This window comes from Ferrovibrio terrae (assembly GCF_943372915.1).
GTDB classification, from domain to species: Bacteria; Pseudomonadota; Alphaproteobacteria; order Ferrovibrionales; family Ferrovibrionaceae; genus Ferrovibrio; species Ferrovibrio terrae_A.
In genome coordinates, this window is sequence record NZ_CALSAN010000005.1 from 169048 (window position 1) to 182174 (window position 13127).

The 13127-nt window shown below is 63.2% G+C and carries 15 protein-coding genes; 6 read left to right on the plus strand and 9 right to left on the minus strand.

Features of this window, described 5'->3' with window-relative positions:
* Positions 1 to 40: 40 nt before the first annotated feature.
* Positions 41 to 391 carry a PRC-barrel domain-containing protein gene (locus tag AAG821_RS05655; RefSeq protein ID WP_341911604.1) on the minus strand — a complete coding sequence of 117 codons (351 nt, stop codon included), beginning with the start codon at positions 389 to 391 and terminating at the stop codon, positions 41 to 43.
* 385 nt (positions 392 to 776) lie between these two features.
* Here AAG821_RS05655 and AAG821_RS05660 point away from each other — a divergent pair, with 385 nt between their 5' ends.
* Both AAG821_RS05660 and AAG821_RS05665 read left to right on the plus strand, forming a co-directional pair.
* Positions 777 to 1049 carry a hypothetical protein gene (locus AAG821_RS05660; protein ID WP_341911606.1) on the plus strand — a complete coding sequence of 91 codons (273 nt, stop codon included), beginning with the start codon at positions 777 to 779 and terminating at the stop codon, positions 1047 to 1049.
* A gap of 168 nt (positions 1050 to 1217) precedes the next feature.
* Positions 1218 to 1763, plus strand: coding sequence for a sigma-70 family RNA polymerase sigma factor (locus AAG821_RS05665; protein WP_341911608.1), 546 nt, complete (start codon positions 1218 to 1220; stop codon positions 1761 to 1763).
* A 104-nt stretch (positions 1764 to 1867) separates the two neighbouring features.
* Here AAG821_RS05665 and AAG821_RS05670 read toward each other — a convergent pair whose 3' ends face one another.
* The 3 genes from AAG821_RS05670 to AAG821_RS05680 all read right to left on the minus strand — a co-directional run bounded on the left by AAG821_RS05670 (position 1868) and on the right by AAG821_RS05680 (position 4749).
* Positions 1868 to 2953: a M14 family metallopeptidase gene (locus AAG821_RS05670; protein ID WP_341911610.1), complete on the minus strand. Its 1086-nt coding sequence runs from the start codon at positions 2951 to 2953 to the stop codon at positions 1868 to 1870.
* A 48-nt stretch (positions 2954 to 3001) separates the two neighbouring features.
* Positions 3002 to 4207 carry an acyl-CoA dehydrogenase family protein gene (locus AAG821_RS05675; RefSeq protein ID WP_341911612.1) on the minus strand — a complete coding sequence of 402 codons (1206 nt, stop codon included), beginning with the start codon at positions 4205 to 4207 and terminating at the stop codon, positions 3002 to 3004.
* Positions 4208 to 4317: 110 nt separating this feature from the next.
* The gene (locus AAG821_RS05680; RefSeq protein ID WP_341911614.1) at positions 4318 to 4749 is read right to left on the minus strand and encodes a nucleoside deaminase; all 432 of its coding nucleotides are present in this window, start codon (positions 4747 to 4749) and stop codon (positions 4318 to 4320) included.
* 90 nt (positions 4750 to 4839) lie between these two features.
* On the opposite strand from AAG821_RS05680, the gene AAG821_RS05685 reads away from it, so the two are divergent.
* The 3 genes from AAG821_RS05685 to rsmD are packed head-to-tail and all read left to right on the plus strand — an operon-like array spanning position 4840 to position 6909.
* Positions 4840 to 5571, plus strand: a complete 732-nt coding sequence (locus AAG821_RS05685; protein ID WP_341911615.1) for a gamma-glutamyl-gamma-aminobutyrate hydrolase family protein — start codon at positions 4840 to 4842, stop codon at positions 5569 to 5571.
* A complete protein-coding gene (locus AAG821_RS05690) occupies positions 5568 to 6329 on the plus strand; it encodes a pseudouridine synthase (protein ID WP_341911617.1) in 762 nt (253 codons plus the stop codon). Before AAG821_RS05685 ends, AAG821_RS05690 begins: the two co-directional genes overlap by 4 nt.
* Positions 6330 to 6339: 10 nt before the next feature.
* Positions 6340 to 6909: a 16S rRNA (guanine(966)-N(2))-methyltransferase RsmD gene (gene rsmD, locus AAG821_RS05695; RefSeq protein WP_341911619.1), complete on the plus strand. Its 570-nt coding sequence runs from the start codon at positions 6340 to 6342 to the stop codon at positions 6907 to 6909.
* A 214-nt stretch (positions 6910 to 7123) separates the two neighbouring features.
* Here rsmD and AAG821_RS05700 read toward each other — a convergent pair whose 3' ends face one another.
* On the minus strand, positions 7124 to 8131 hold the full coding sequence (locus AAG821_RS05700; RefSeq protein ID WP_341911621.1) for an AraC family transcriptional regulator: 1008 nt from the start codon (positions 8129 to 8131) through the stop codon (positions 7124 to 7126).
* Between the two features lie 344 nt (positions 8132 to 8475).
* Between AAG821_RS05700 and AAG821_RS05705 the strand changes: the two genes are divergently transcribed.
* Positions 8476 to 8727: a hypothetical protein gene (locus AAG821_RS05705; protein WP_341911622.1), complete on the plus strand. Its 252-nt coding sequence runs from the start codon at positions 8476 to 8478 to the stop codon at positions 8725 to 8727.
* A gap of 72 nt (positions 8728 to 8799) precedes the next feature.
* On the opposite strand, the gene AAG821_RS05710 is transcribed toward AAG821_RS05705, so the two are convergent.
* The 4 genes from AAG821_RS05710 to AAG821_RS05725 all read right to left on the minus strand — a co-directional run.
* A complete protein-coding gene (locus AAG821_RS05710) occupies positions 8800 to 9411 on the minus strand; it encodes a pyridoxamine 5'-phosphate oxidase family protein (protein ID WP_341911623.1) in 612 nt (203 codons plus the stop codon).
* 132 nt (positions 9412 to 9543) lie between these two features.
* On the minus strand, positions 9544 to 10071 hold the full coding sequence (locus tag AAG821_RS05715) for a protoglobin domain-containing protein (RefSeq protein WP_341911625.1): 528 nt from the start codon (positions 10069 to 10071) through the stop codon (positions 9544 to 9546).
* Between the two features lie 133 nt (positions 10072 to 10204).
* Positions 10205 to 12097 (minus strand): DNA mismatch repair endonuclease MutL, encoded by a 1893-nt coding sequence (mutL, locus tag AAG821_RS05720; protein ID WP_341911627.1) that lies wholly within the window; start codon positions 12095 to 12097, stop codon positions 10205 to 10207.
* Positions 12098 to 12101: 4 nt separating this feature from the next.
* The coding region (locus AAG821_RS05725) for a pitrilysin family protein (RefSeq protein WP_341916229.1) at positions 12102 to 13127 on the minus strand (1026 nt) is incomplete at its 5' end.

Sequence of the window (13127 nt, forward strand, 5' to 3'; positions counted from 1 at the left end):
GCATTGGGAGCGCCTTCTTTCTCAAGCAAGACGGATGGGATTACATCCAGAAGGGGGGCACGCCATAATAATCGTGCACCTTGCGGCCCCAGGCTTCATCTTCCCAGTTCACGCGATCCTTGGCGTCATAAGTCGGCGCGCCTTCGAGCACCTTCTTGTCGAGATTGACGACATAACCACCCTTGTTGTCGTCGTATTTCAGCATGCTCCAGGGCAGCGGATGATGGCTGTCGCCGATGCCAAGGAAACCGCCAAAGGACATGTCGGCATAGGCAACCTTGCCCGACATCTTGTCGATCATCACGGTATTGATCGAGCCGAGCTTATCGCCGCTCGGGTTGTAAACAGTGGTGCCTTCGACCTTGTCGGCCGAGATCAGACGATCTGTCATAGGGGGTATCCTCCGTGTTGATTATGACATGGACTTGAGAACCGGCTGGGATCACACCCGCCCTGTTCATGCAGAGGATAACAGTTGGAGAATCAAAGGGTTCCTGTGACAAATGACTCTACCACCGGATCGCGGTTTTTGCCGCATTTCAGGCCCTTCACACAGATATGATTGTGGCAGGCCTGCGACCGTGTGATGCGGCGGGAACCTTGTAATCTTTCAGTCATTCGGAATTGCATGGATTGAAATGCCGGTCGGAATTGCATGGATTGAAATGCCGGTGAACAATACCGGTCAGGCGGGATGGGGCGGGCTGCATGGGCAGACGCCTGTGCAACGGCGCAGTTCAGGGTGTAGCGGGCTAAGAAGCCGCTACAGAGGTGGGATGTCGAAGCAGGACAAGAATTCGCTGGAAAATCACCCCTCCGACTCAGGGGCAACGGCAGAGTGCACCTCTATGTCTGCAGAGAATGGAGCGCCTGCGGAGAATCAGGGACCTGCAGAAAGCCAGTTGCAGGCTGTCAGGTCTGATCTGGCAAAAAGCGAGCAATCGCGCCAGTTCAATGCCTGGCTTGACCGTGCATTACCGCAGCTTCAGCGTCATCTCGGCAGCACAAGCGCGGCTGTGACATCGCCGGGCACCAAGCCTAAGCACTGAATTTCCCTAAATAAAATACGGAAAACTGCGATTTCCCATCGCGGTTTTGTCACAGCATGCCTCGGCATTGTTGCTGGCCGCAGCGCGGCTGCGCGGCCATCCTCTCACTCACAGACGAAGACTACTCATCCAGTCATTTCCGTCGAACTTATAAAGAGGATGTTCCCCATGACCGACGCAATTCACGGCCTGCTGCTGGAGTCGCTTCCCTCCCTCAAAGCCTTTTCGATCATGCTGACGCGGGATCGGAACTGGGCCGAAGACCTGACCCAGGAAACCGTGCTGCGTGTACTTTCCAAGTCCGAGCAGTTCCAGCCGGGCACCAACTTCAAGGCCTGGGCCTTCACCATCATGCGCCACCAGCATATCGACCAGGCCCGCCGTCGCCGTCGCGAGGCAACCACCTTTGGCGATGCGAGCGCGATCGAGAACCTGATGGCGGTGAAGGCGCCGCAGGAAGACAAGATGGTGCTGGGCGAGTTGCTGCAAGCCATCGGTACGCTCAACAAGGCCCAGCGCGAAACCCTGACACTGGTGGTCGGTAACGGACTGTCCTACGAGGAAGCCGCCAAGGTCTGCGGCTGCCCGGTGGGCACCATCCGCAGCCGTCTGGCGCGCGCCCGCCAGGAACTGGAAGCCAAGATGCTGGGCGAAACCTCGGTTCCGCGCAGCCAGGTCAGCCGCGAAACCCGCCTGGCCGAACTGCACCACTGAGTTCCTCCAGCCGAGTTCCCACTGACGTCACTAGCAAACTGTCACTGGAAAAAAGAATGGCGGCCGGAGCGATCCGACCGCCATTTTTCGTGCATGCAGTCTGCTTATTCGAGGCCGCGGAACGCGCGCAAGGCAAAATCGGCGGCGCGGCCGAAGATCGCCGCTTTCCAGGCCGGCGTGTCAGTGTAGAAGGCATCGCGGATTTTCCGCTTCAGCTCCTTGGCGAGCGGCGCGTTGGCGTCGCCACGGGCATACAGCCAGTGATCGCCGCGCAGGGCTTCGGTCACCTGCTGCCAGGTCTGGGTGCCGTATTCCAAGGCAATCGACGTCACCTCCATCGACTTGGGCAGATCGAGGAAAGCCTCCGGCACCGTGCCGGTAACCCGTGCCGAGGTGGAGCTGCCGTCATTCGGATTGGTGACTTCCGGGCCGAACATGGCCTTGGCACGGGCATAGAAACCCTGATCTTCCGGGCCGACATAAATCGGCTCGCCATAACCCATGGGCCCAAGGCCGGTGTGGAAATCGATGCTGACCAATTTGCGGGTGCTGGCCGGCACCAGTTCCTTGAGGATGCGGCGGAAGGTGGTGTTCGACCAGGTCGGCTTCTGCCCGCCGAAGAACAGGCCATCGGGATGCGAATATTGTCCGCCTGACATCGCCGCCTGGAAGGCGAAGGCGCCGTGCTTCTGCTGATACTCCAGGATCGCCTGGTCGGCCGCAGCGCGGCCCTGCCCTTCCCAGTGAGACGGCAGCAGCAGGTCATGCACTTCTGCATAGGCCGTGTTCTTTGGCAGTGGCTTGGAGAAATCCTGGAAATTACGGTTGAGATCGACGTTGTCTTCGGTCACGCGCCTCACATGCGCAAAACCGTAGGGGTTGATCGCATGGATCATTACCGCCTTGCTTTTGGGCGGCATGGCGGCAAACAGCTTGTCCTTGAAATGGCCGATCTGTGCGCCGGAGCCGCAGAAACCCTCGGCGCCATGGGTGCCTGAGATCGTCAGGTAGACGCGCTCGGCATCATCAGGGCCCAGACAGGCCACATCGGTGGTCAGGACCTCGCCGTTCGGCCCCTTGGCATTGGGATTTTCATAGGTGGTGAGCTTCGCGCCTGCTTCAGTGGCAACGCTGCGAAACTTGTCCCGCGCCTCGGCATAGGTGGCGGAAAAATACGATTCAACAGTCATGGGGAGGCTTCTCTTTTCTTGTCGGTTTACAAACTCAAGCTCATTGGCTCAGTTCCAGCGGTCCAGCTCCAGCCGGCCGATCTGGTTGCGATGCACTTCATCCGGACCATCGGCAAAGCGCAGCGTGCGCGCCTGAGCATAGGCCGCGGCCAGACCGAAATCCTCCGACACGCCGGCCGCGCCATGCACCTGCATGGCCCAGTCGATCACCTGGCAGGCCATAACCGGCGCCGCCACCTTGATCATGGCGATTTCCTTGCGGGCCGCCTTGTTGCCTACGGTGTCCATCTTCCAGGCCGCATGCAGGGTCAGGAAGCGGGCCTGGTCGATCATGATGCGGGCATCGGCGATGCGCTCCAGCGTTACCGTCTGCTCCGCCACCGGCTTGCCGAAGGCGACGCGGCTCTTGGCGCGCTTGCACATTTTCTCCAGCGCGCGCTCGGCCTGGCCGATCAGCCGCATGCAGTGATGGATACGGCCCGGACCGAGCCGCCCTTGGGCAATCTCGAAACCGCGGCCCTCGCCCAGCAGCATGTTGGACGCCGGCACCCGCACATTGTTGAAGGTCACTTCGCCATGGCCATGCGGCGCATCGTCATAACCAAACACCGGCAGCATGCGCTCCACCTTAACACCCGCTGCATCGCGCGGCACCAGGATCATCGACTGCTGCTGGTACTTGTTCGGATTCTTGGCATCCGACTTGCCCATGAAGATCAGGATCTTGCAGCGCGGATCGCCGATGCCGGAGGTCCACCACTTGCGACCGTTGATGATGTAGGAGTCGCCATCCTTGCGGATTTCGGACTCGATGTTGGTGGCATCCGACGAGGCCACGGCCGGTTCGGTCATGGCAAAGGCCGAACGGATCTGGCCGGCCAGCAGCGGCTCCAGCCACTGCTTCTTGTGCTCATCCGTGCCATAGCGCTCCAGCACTTCCATATTGCCGGTATCCGGCGCCGAGCAGTTGAACACTTCCGGCGCCCAGTGCACACGGCCCATGATCTCGCAGAGCGTGGCGTATTCGTGATTCTTCAGGCCGGCACCGCGATGGCTTTCCGGCAGGAACAGGTTCCACAGTCCCTGCACCTTGGCCTTTTCCTTCAGCTCTTCCACGACGGCAGTGGGCTGCCAGCGGTCGCCCTTGGCGACTTCGGCATGAAAGCGATGCTCGTTCGGATAGACATGATCATCCATGAAGCGGCCGAGTTTGTCCTGCAGCTCTTTCACGCGATCCGAGAATGTGAAGTCCATTGTTTCCATCCCTTATTTTCAAGTTAACCGATAGCGGATACGGCACGGAGTTTAGGCCCGGGCGACGGCTTCGGCTAGGGACTGGACCAATACCGGGAATTGGACCGGGATTACCGTTTGGCGGCGAAAAACCCGCGCAGCAGTTCGGCGGCGGCAGCTTCACCGATGCCGCCATACACCTCAGGCCGGTGATGGCAGGTGGGCTGCGCGAAGAACCGGCCGCCATGGGCAACACCACCGCCCTTGGGGTCTTCGGCGCCGTAATACAGCCGGCGCAGCCGGGCGAAACTGATCGCCCCTGCACACATGGCACAGGGCTCCAGGGTGACGTAGAGGTCACAACCGCTTAACCGCTCGGCCCCCAGGGCGGCGGCGGCCTGCCGGATTGCCAGGATTTCGGCATGGGCGGTGGGATCGTTGCGCTGGCGCGTTTCATTGCCGGCACGGGCCACGATGCTGCCGGCGCCATCGACGATCACGGCGCCCACCGGCACTTCACCACGCCCGCCCGCCTGCCGGGCCTCGTCCAGTGCGATATCCATAGGTGTTTTCGGGATGGTAACCATTCCGCGGCAGGGTGCGGGAAGCCCCTCCCCCTCGTCAAGCCGGCTGCCCCGGCCTATAAGATGGCCATGAACCAGCAGTCTCCCGCCCGCCCGCCCCTGATCGGCATCACCCTCGATTCCGAGGAGCCCGGCGGCTATTCGAAATTCCCCTGGTATGCGCTGCGGCAGAATTACTGCTCGGCGGTGACCGCCACCGGCGGCCTGCCCGTGGTGCTGCCGCATGAGCCCGATGCGGTGCCGGCCTATCTCGACCTGCTGGATGGCCTGATCGTTACCGGTGGCAATTTCGATGTCGACCCGGCGCTGTTCGGCGCCACCGAAACCCATGACACCGTGAAGGTGAAGGCGGCCCGCACCCAGTTCGAATGGGCGATCACGCGTGGTATGCTGGACCGCAACAAGCCGGTGCTGGGCATCTGCGGCGGGCAGCAGCTGCTGAACGTGGTACTGGGCGGCACCCTGATCCAGCATATCCCCGACAGCGTGAAAGACCCGCTGCCGCATGAACAGCCCAATCCGCGCGACCAGGCCGGCCATCCGGTGAAGGTGAGCGCCAATACGCTGCTGCGCCGCATCGTCGGCGCCGACGAACTGCCGGTCAATTCGGCGCATCACCAGGCCGTGGATGCCGTGGCGCCGGGCGCCGTCTGCGATGCCATTGCGCCCGATGGCGTAATCGAGGGCATCGAGCATCCGGCCTATAAATTCTGCATCGGCGTGCAGTGGCATCCGGAATTCTTCATCAGCGAAGGCGACCGCAGGCTGTTCACCGCCTTCATCGCCGCGTGCAAGCCATGAGTGACGCGGAAACTGAAAAGGGCGAGCGCATCGCCAAGCGGCTGGCGCGCGCCGGCCTGTGTTCACGCCGCGATGCCGAACGCTGGATTGCCGAGGGCCGCGTCGTGGTCAACGGCCACAAACTGGATACCCCCGCTTTCCTGGTCAATGCGGGCGACGATATCCGGGTCGACGGCAAGCCGATTGCCGGCGCGGCCAAGACGCGGCTGTGGCTCTATCACAAGCCGCGCGGCCTGATGACCACGCACAAGGACCCACAGGGCCGCCCCACCGTGTTCGACAACCTGCCGGCCGAACTGCCGCGGGTGATCTCGGTCGGCCGGCTCGATTTCAACTCCGAAGGCCTGCTGCTGCTGACCAACGACGGCGAACTGGCACGCCGGCTGGAGCTGCCGAGCACCGGCTGGCTGCGGCGTTACCGCGTGCGCGTCAACGGCCTGCCGCACAAGCAGCATCTGGCCGAGCTGGCCAAGGGCATCACCATCGAAGATGTGGCCTACGGCCCGATCACCGCCAGCGTGGAACGCAGCCAGGGCGACAATAGCTGGCTGGTCGTCGGCCTGCGCGAGGGCAAGAACCGCGAGGTGCGCCGCGTGATGGAGCATCTCGGGCACCAGGTGAGCCGCCTGATCCGCGTCGCCTATGGCCCGTTCCAGCTGGGAACCATCGAGCCCGGCAAGGTGAAGGAAGTGCCTGGCAAGGTGCTGCAGGAACAGCTGGGCAGCGCCAAGCCGAAGGCCGCGCCGAAGCAGTCATGAGGATCGCCCCTTGCGCATTGTAGGCGGCACGCATCGCGGCCGGCCGATCATCGCGCCGCCGGACAAGACCACGCGCCCGACCATCGACCGGGTGCGGGAGTCGCTGTTCAACATGCTGCTGCATTCGCCCAGCCTGATGACCGATGCCGGCAAGACGCGGCTGGAAGGCGGCGTGGTGCTCGATCCCTTCGGCGGTTCTGGCGCACTGAGTTTCGAGGCGCTGTCGCGCGGCGCCCATCATGCCTACCTGTTCGAGATCGATCCGACGGCGCGGCGCACCATCCTGCGCAATGCCAGCGAGCTGGACATGGCCGGCCGCATCACGCTGCGCGGCGCCGATGCGCTGAACCCCGGCCCTGCCATCGCCCCTGCCGACCTGGTGCTGATGGACCCGCCATACCGCTCGGGCATCGGCACCCAGGTGCTGACCGCCCTGACCCAGGCCGGCTGGCTGAAGCCCGATGCGCTGGTGATGGTGGAGACCGACGCCAAGGGATCATTCGCGATCCCGCCGGGTTTCGCGCTGCTGGAGGAGCGCCAGCAGGGGCCGGCCAGGCTGACCTTCCTGCTGCGGAACTGACCGGCCGCGGGGCTGGCCGGCACACGCAATGCGCGTGATGAAAACTCATATCCTGGCTTATTCGACTCTTATTTCTGCTTATTCGACGCTTAAAACGGCTTATCCGTGCTTACTTCCGCTTATTCCGATGAAATACCGCCTGTGAAACACACGGCGCGATGGCGCGTCCTGCAGGCCATATAGTCAGCGATTTTCAACCGGCAAGAGCGCCGCATCACTCCATCCCGCCGCGCGCAAGCGTCTTGCCCCAGTGCCACATCAGTTCGATATCCTCCGCCGGCGAATGCCCGGCCGTCACCAGTTCGATCCGCGTGGACATTCCCGCGCGTTGCAGCCCGGCATCGCGGGCCTCACGCGGCGTGATACCGAAATGGGCCCGGAACAGCGTGCTGAAATGGCTGGGCGAGACGAAGCCGAAATCGAGCGCGATGTCGTAGATGCGCCGCTGGCCCTGGCTGACGATGGCCTTGAAACAGGCGATCAAACGACGACGCTGTATATGCTCGCGCACGCCACCCAGCGGCGAAAACAGCCGGTACAGCGTGGCACGCGAGCAACGGAACTGCCGGCACAAACCATCCACACCCAGCGTCGGATCGCGCAGGTTATCATCGATATAGCGGCACAGGGTGCGCAGGGTGGCGGATCGTGCCGCGGTCGATTCAACATCGCCATGGGTGGACAGGGAATCGAGCAGGCCGATCGTGGCCTGCATGATCATCGGGATTTCGACTGCCTGGGCCACGCGCAGGTGACGACGTAGCGACAGCATGTGATCGCTGAAGATCAGCGCCGATGCCGACTCATCAGGAAACAGCGCGCCAGAGGCATCGACCAGATGCGCCAGGTCCTCCATCAGCAGGTCGCGGGGCAGGATCAGCGTCTGCACCTCGGCTTCGGTGGATTTTGCGTCCGTATCGAAGGCCAGGTTCACTGCATAGATGTTGCCCGGCTTTTCCAGAAACGTCTTGTTGCCGTTGATGCCGCAGTTTGTGCCGCGCACATAGAGCTGCAGCATCAGGTGATCGGCATCGTCGTTACGCGCCATCCAGCCCGGATCGCGGCGAAAATGCTGGGCGGAAAACGTGGTATCGGCGAACAGCGCCCGGCCGAGATGATATTGATGGATCGCCGGCGTGCCCGCTTCACCGATCGGCTGGGCATCGAAATAGGGCGTGATGGATTCACGCCATAACGGGGCCAGCACTTCATCCGGTACCATGCCGGGCACCAGGGATGCCCTTGGAATCGATGCCTGGGGGGTCTGGGGGGCCATTCTGTGCCGTCTTTCACCCTGAGTCGCCGCCTGCCCGCGGCAAGCCATAGTTCCACGCCGGACCGGAGCATTGCAACGCCGAAGCGACTGCAAGGCCCGGCCATCCACAGGGTTCTACCCCCTGGGACTGAAGCCCTGGTGGGGATATTGAAACACCGGAGCAACACTTCCGAGGCAGCGGGACAATATCGCGTCGCCGGTCAGGGCTAAGCTGACGCTGTCTCAGAAAGAGTCTGCCTCGATGGGCCTCAGAATGGGGTTGGCACGGGGCTATGAAGAGGGAACCAACCATGGGCGACAGCAAAAAGACTGACCAATCAAACACATCCGTCCCTACAACCACATCCGTCGTCGTGCTGGCCGAGCATCGCAAGCATGACGATAGCGCGCATGCCCGCTTTAAAACCCTGATCGATTTCGACCTGGCCGCCGAGACCGCGTCGCTGGACGCCGGCCGCGTCTCGCAGGTTCTGGCCGCAGACTCCCTGCCGCTGGCCAACCTGCAGCCGGGGGCGCTGCCAAAACTGCTGCAGCGACCTTAACCGGTTGCCGGGAGATCCGCCCTCCGAGGGGGTGGGGCGGATCTCACTCATCCGACCGGATAGCGCGGCCCGCTACCACATCGATGCTTTGGCACGCTCCGGCCATTCGCGGTCATAGGTCTCGCCGCCGACCCGGTTGTTGCTCAGGGCCGCCAGAATCTGGCCGGCCGTGGGCAGGGTTTTCGGATCGACATGTAGCGCCGGGTTCCACAGATCGGCGCGCACGATGGCGCGGGCACATTGGAAATACACCGCGTCCACCGCGATCACGATCACCGAGCGCGGCGCCTTGCCTTCCATTCTGAAACTGTCGAGCAACGCCGGGTCGGTGTCGAGATGGGCGCGGCCATTGATGCGCAGGGTATTGCCCGAACCGGGGATCACGAACAGCAGACCGACACGCGGATCGCGCACGATGTTGCGAAGTGAGTCGACGCGGTTGTTACCGCGGCGGTCCGGCATCATCAACGTGCACTGATCATGGATGCGCACGAAACCGGCACGGTCGCCGCGCGGCGAGCAATCGAGCCCCTCGGGCCCGGCCGTGGCCAGCGCTACGAAGGGCGAGGCTTCGATATAGGCGCGGTATTCAGGCGAGATATAGGCGATCTCCTTGGCCGTGGAGGCTTCGCCTGGCTGGCCATAGAGCGCTTCCAGGTCTTCGACGGTTTTGATGATGGTCATGCATATGCCCCTGGCGAGAGGATCGATATGTCGGTTATGTGCCACGCCGCCGGTCGGCGCGCCACGGATCATTGATGACATTTTGCAAGATGCTCAACGGCACTATATTTCACGGCCGGGTTAACGAGGTGCCTAGTCGCGCGGATCGCCCTGCAGCGCGCTGACCATGAAGGCCGTGAGCGTGATCGACATGTCGAACAGGATCACCTTCGAAACAGACGCGGTGGCGGCTGCGAAATCACTGCCGCGATAATCCGTGGCAATCACCTGCAGGAAACTGGACAGGAAATAGTTATAACCTGCCATGTAGAGATGCGGTGGCACCTGAACCTTGTAATGGACATATCCGATTGTTAGCGCAGCGATGACGTAGTCTTCGTCATATGCACCCTGCAATACGCGCATCCAGTGCCGGTGCAAATATTCACGCAGGGTATCGCGATCATGGCTCTGGAATACCCGCTCAGCTTCTGGAAACCGACGCAGGAATTCGTAAAACCGCGTGGACAAGCCGTTGAGATGGGCATGCAGGATCGGCTGGACTGCCTTGAGATTCTGCCGCGTCAGATCGGTGATGCCAAAACGGAGGAACCGTGCCGGCAAGTCGATCTTCTTAGCCAGAATCTGCACTTCCGGACTGGCGTGGACGTAAGCGTCCATGTTTCCCCCCCGAGCAGAACAGATTGTATCGGCTCGCCAACACCCTAGCGTTCTCATCGGTGCTGGCAACAAAATTGATGGCACAACCGAAGCTTAGCTGCAGTTGCTCCGCATGCGGCGATACTCAGAGTGCTCAGCGCCGCCCGAACAGCTTTTCGATATCGGCGAGCTTGAGTTCCACATAGGTGGGGCGGCCGTGGTTGCATTGGCCGGAATGCGGCGTGGCCTCCATCTGGCGCAGCAGTGCATTCATCTCGTCCAAGGTCAGCCGGCGGCCGGCGCGCACGCTGCCGTGGCAGGCCATGGTGCCGCAGACCTCTTCCAGCTTTTCCTTCAGCGGCAGCACATTGTCGTATTCGGCAATCGCATCGACCAGATCGCGCACCAGATTCTGCACGGCGACATCGCCGAGCAGGGCCGGCACCTCGCGCACCACCACGGCGCCGGCGCCGAACCCTTCCAGCACCAGGCCGAGTTCGGCCAGTTCATCGGCGCGGGCAGTGAGCCGCGCGGCTTCGGGTTCAGTGAGTTCCACCACCTCGGGCAGCAGCAGCGCCTGGCGCGGCACGCGACCCGCTTCCAGGTTGACCTTCATGCGTTCATAGACCAGGCGCTCATGGGCGGCATGCTGGTCGACAATGACGATGCCGTCGGCGGTCTGCGCGACGATGTAGGTTTCATGCAGCTGGCCGCGCGCGGCCCCCAGCGGATAGCTCTGCAGCGGCACCGGTGCAGCGCCGGCATCCTCGTTGCGTGCGCCGGGCGCCAGCCCCTCGGCCGTGGCGACAATCTCGCCGGTGGCATCGCGCGAGAAATCGCCTTGAGGCGCGTTGTAGAGCGCGGCGGCTTCGGCCAGGCCGGGCAGCGAACTGGGCCGCAGATTGTCGTAGCCGCGCCAGCGCGAATTGTTGCCGCCGCCGAAGGTGGACTGGAAGGGCAGCGGCATGGTGGGGGCATTCTGCGGGCGCAGCGCGCCAAGGGCGGCCTGCGCCACCGTGGTGCTGGCGCGATGGCCGGCTTCGGCCAGCGTATGGCGCAGCGCGCCGACGATCAGGCCACGCACCAGGCCGGGATCACGGAAGCGCACCTCTGCCTTGGCCGGATGCACGTTGACATCGACCTGCTCGGCCGGCACCTCGAGAAACAGCGCCACCACAGGATGGCGATCATGGCTGAGGAAATCGGCATAGGCACCCTTCACCGCGCCGACAAACAGCTTGTCCCGCACCGGGCGGCCGTTGACGAAAAGATACTGATGCTGGGCATTGCCGCGATTATAGGTCGGCAGACCAGCATAGCCGGTGAGATGGATGCCCTCGCGCTCGGCCCTGATCGGCACGGCATTGTCGGCGAAGTCGCGGCCGAGAATCTGTTCCAGCCGGCCCAGCCTTTGGGTATTGGCGGGATCGTCCAGCAGATTGTCGGGCACCGCATCGGCGCGGAAGCTGGTGCGGCCATCCTGCTGCAATGTGAAGGCGATACCGGCATGCGCCATCGCCAGCCGCTTGACGATTTCCTGCACGGCGAGGTCTTCGGCGCGGTCGGTCTTGAGGAATTTCAGCCGTGCCGGCACGGCATAGAACAGGTCGCGCACCTCGATGCGGGTGCCCTTGCCGGCCGCCGCCGGCTTCACGGTGCCGACCTTACCGGCATCGACCTCAAGCTGCCAGGCGGCCTCGCTGTCGGGCTGTCGAGTCACAATGCCGAGCCGTGCCACGGCGCCGATCGAGGGCAATGCCTCGCCGCGGAAGCCGAGCCAGCGGATATCCAAAAGATCGTCGCCAGGCAGTTTCGAGGTCGCATGGCGTTCGACCGCGATGGCGAGGTCGTCACGCGCCATGCCCTTGCCGTCATCGGCGACGCTGATCAGCGTGCGGCCACCGGCAGCAGTCGCGATATCGATGCGGCGCGCGCCGGCATCGATGGCATTCTCCACCAGTTCCTTCACTGCAGAAGCCGGCCGTTCGACCACCTCGCCGGCGGCGATGCGGTTGACCAGCGTTTCGGGGAGGCGGCGAATGGCCATCCGTTCAGCCACCGAGCCCAGCAGGCTGGCCGACCACGACCACAAGATAGTCGTCGCGCGCGAACAGGCGCTGCGCCACCCGGCGGATATCGGCCTGGGTCACGCCGTTGATCAGGCCGGGATAGGCCTCGATGTAATCCGGCGGCAGGCCGGCATTCTGGATCGCCACCAGCATGCCGGCGATGGCGGCATTAGAGCTGAGCCGCAACGGGAAGGAGCCGGTCATGAAAGATTTCGCCGAGGCCAGTTCCGTATCGGTGATGCCATCCCTGGCCACCCGCAGCAATTCAGCACGCACCAGCCGCAGTGCATCGCCAACCTGGGCATTGGATGTGGCAAGCGAACCGGACAGCAGGGAGGCCGCCTTGTAGGGGCTGAGCTGGGTGCCGACTGAATAGACCAGGCCGCGCTTTTCGCGCACCTCTTCAAACAGGCGCGAAGCCATACCGCCGCCGCCCAGCACCTGGTTCAGCACGGTGGCGGCATACCAGTCGGGATCTTCGCGGGCGATGCCGGGTGCGCCGAAGATCACGATGCTCTGCGGATTGGGGAAGGGAATCACCACAGGCTGCGCGGCCGTCTTCGGCGTCACCTGCGCCGGCAGCACCACTTTGGCCTGCGCCGGCAGGGCACCGAAGCTGGCATCGACCAGGCGGGCGAGATCGTCGGGCGCGATATCGCCGACGGCGCCGATCACCAGATTGCTGCGGGCGAGCAGATCGCGGGTGAAGCCGGCCATCGCCGCACGATCGATGCGTTCCAGGCTGTCAGCGCTGGCCGATGCACGGCGGCCATAGGGATGGTCGCCATAGGCCAGCTGGGCGAAACGCTCGCCCGCCAGTGCATTGGGACTGGCGCGGCTGCGTTCATAGGCGACGCGGGCCTGGGCCTTGATGCGTTGCACCGGTTCGTCGTCAAAACGCGGCGCGGTCAGTGCCAGTTTCAGCAGCTCAAACGCGCGATTGCGATGCTGGCTCAGCGTGCGCAGCGTCACCGTGGTGTAATCGCGCTCGGTGCTGAAATCGACCGC

What these genes read in the sequence shown, in the direction of transcription:
- AAG821_RS05665 (WP_341911608.1), top strand. Translation starts at nt 1,218, where the DNA reads ATGACCGACGCAATTCACGGCCTGCTGCTGGAGTCGCTTCCCTCCCTC.
- AAG821_RS05675 (WP_341911612.1), bottom strand. Translation starts at nt 4,207, where the DNA reads ATGGACTTCACATTCTCGGATCGCGTGAAAGAGCTGCAGGACAAACTC.
- AAG821_RS05705 (WP_341911622.1), top strand. Translation starts at nt 8,476, where the DNA reads ATGGGCGACAGCAAAAAGACTGACCAATCAAACACATCCGTCCCTACA.
- AAG821_RS05680 (WP_341911614.1), bottom strand. Translation starts at nt 4,749, where the DNA reads ATGGATATCGCACTGGACGAGGCCCGGCAGGCGGGCGGGCGTGGTGAA.
- AAG821_RS05655 (WP_341911604.1), bottom strand. Translation starts at nt 391, where the DNA reads ATGACAGATCGTCTGATCTCGGCCGACAAGGTCGAAGGCACCACTGTT.
- AAG821_RS05690 (WP_341911617.1), top strand. Translation starts at nt 5,568, where the DNA reads ATGAGTGACGCGGAAACTGAAAAGGGCGAGCGCATCGCCAAGCGGCTG.
- AAG821_RS05715 (WP_341911625.1), bottom strand. Translation starts at nt 10,071, where the DNA reads ATGGACGCTTACGTCCACGCCAGTCCGGAAGTGCAGATTCTGGCTAAG.
- AAG821_RS05660 (WP_341911606.1), top strand. Translation starts at nt 777, where the DNA reads ATGTCGAAGCAGGACAAGAATTCGCTGGAAAATCACCCCTCCGACTCA.
- AAG821_RS05685 (WP_341911615.1), top strand. Translation starts at nt 4,840, where the DNA reads ATGAACCAGCAGTCTCCCGCCCGCCCGCCCCTGATCGGCATCACCCTC.
- AAG821_RS05710 (WP_341911623.1), bottom strand. Translation starts at nt 9,411, where the DNA reads ATGACCATCATCAAAACCGTCGAAGACCTGGAAGCGCTCTATGGCCAG.
- AAG821_RS05670 (WP_341911610.1), bottom strand. Translation starts at nt 2,953, where the DNA reads ATGACTGTTGAATCGTATTTTTCCGCCACCTATGCCGAGGCGCGGGAC.
- AAG821_RS05700 (WP_341911621.1), bottom strand. Translation starts at nt 8,131, where the DNA reads ATGGTACCGGATGAAGTGCTGGCCCCGTTATGGCGTGAATCCATCACG.
- mutL (WP_341911627.1), bottom strand. Translation starts at nt 12,097, where the DNA reads ATGGCCATTCGCCGCCTCCCCGAAACGCTGGTCAACCGCATCGCCGCC.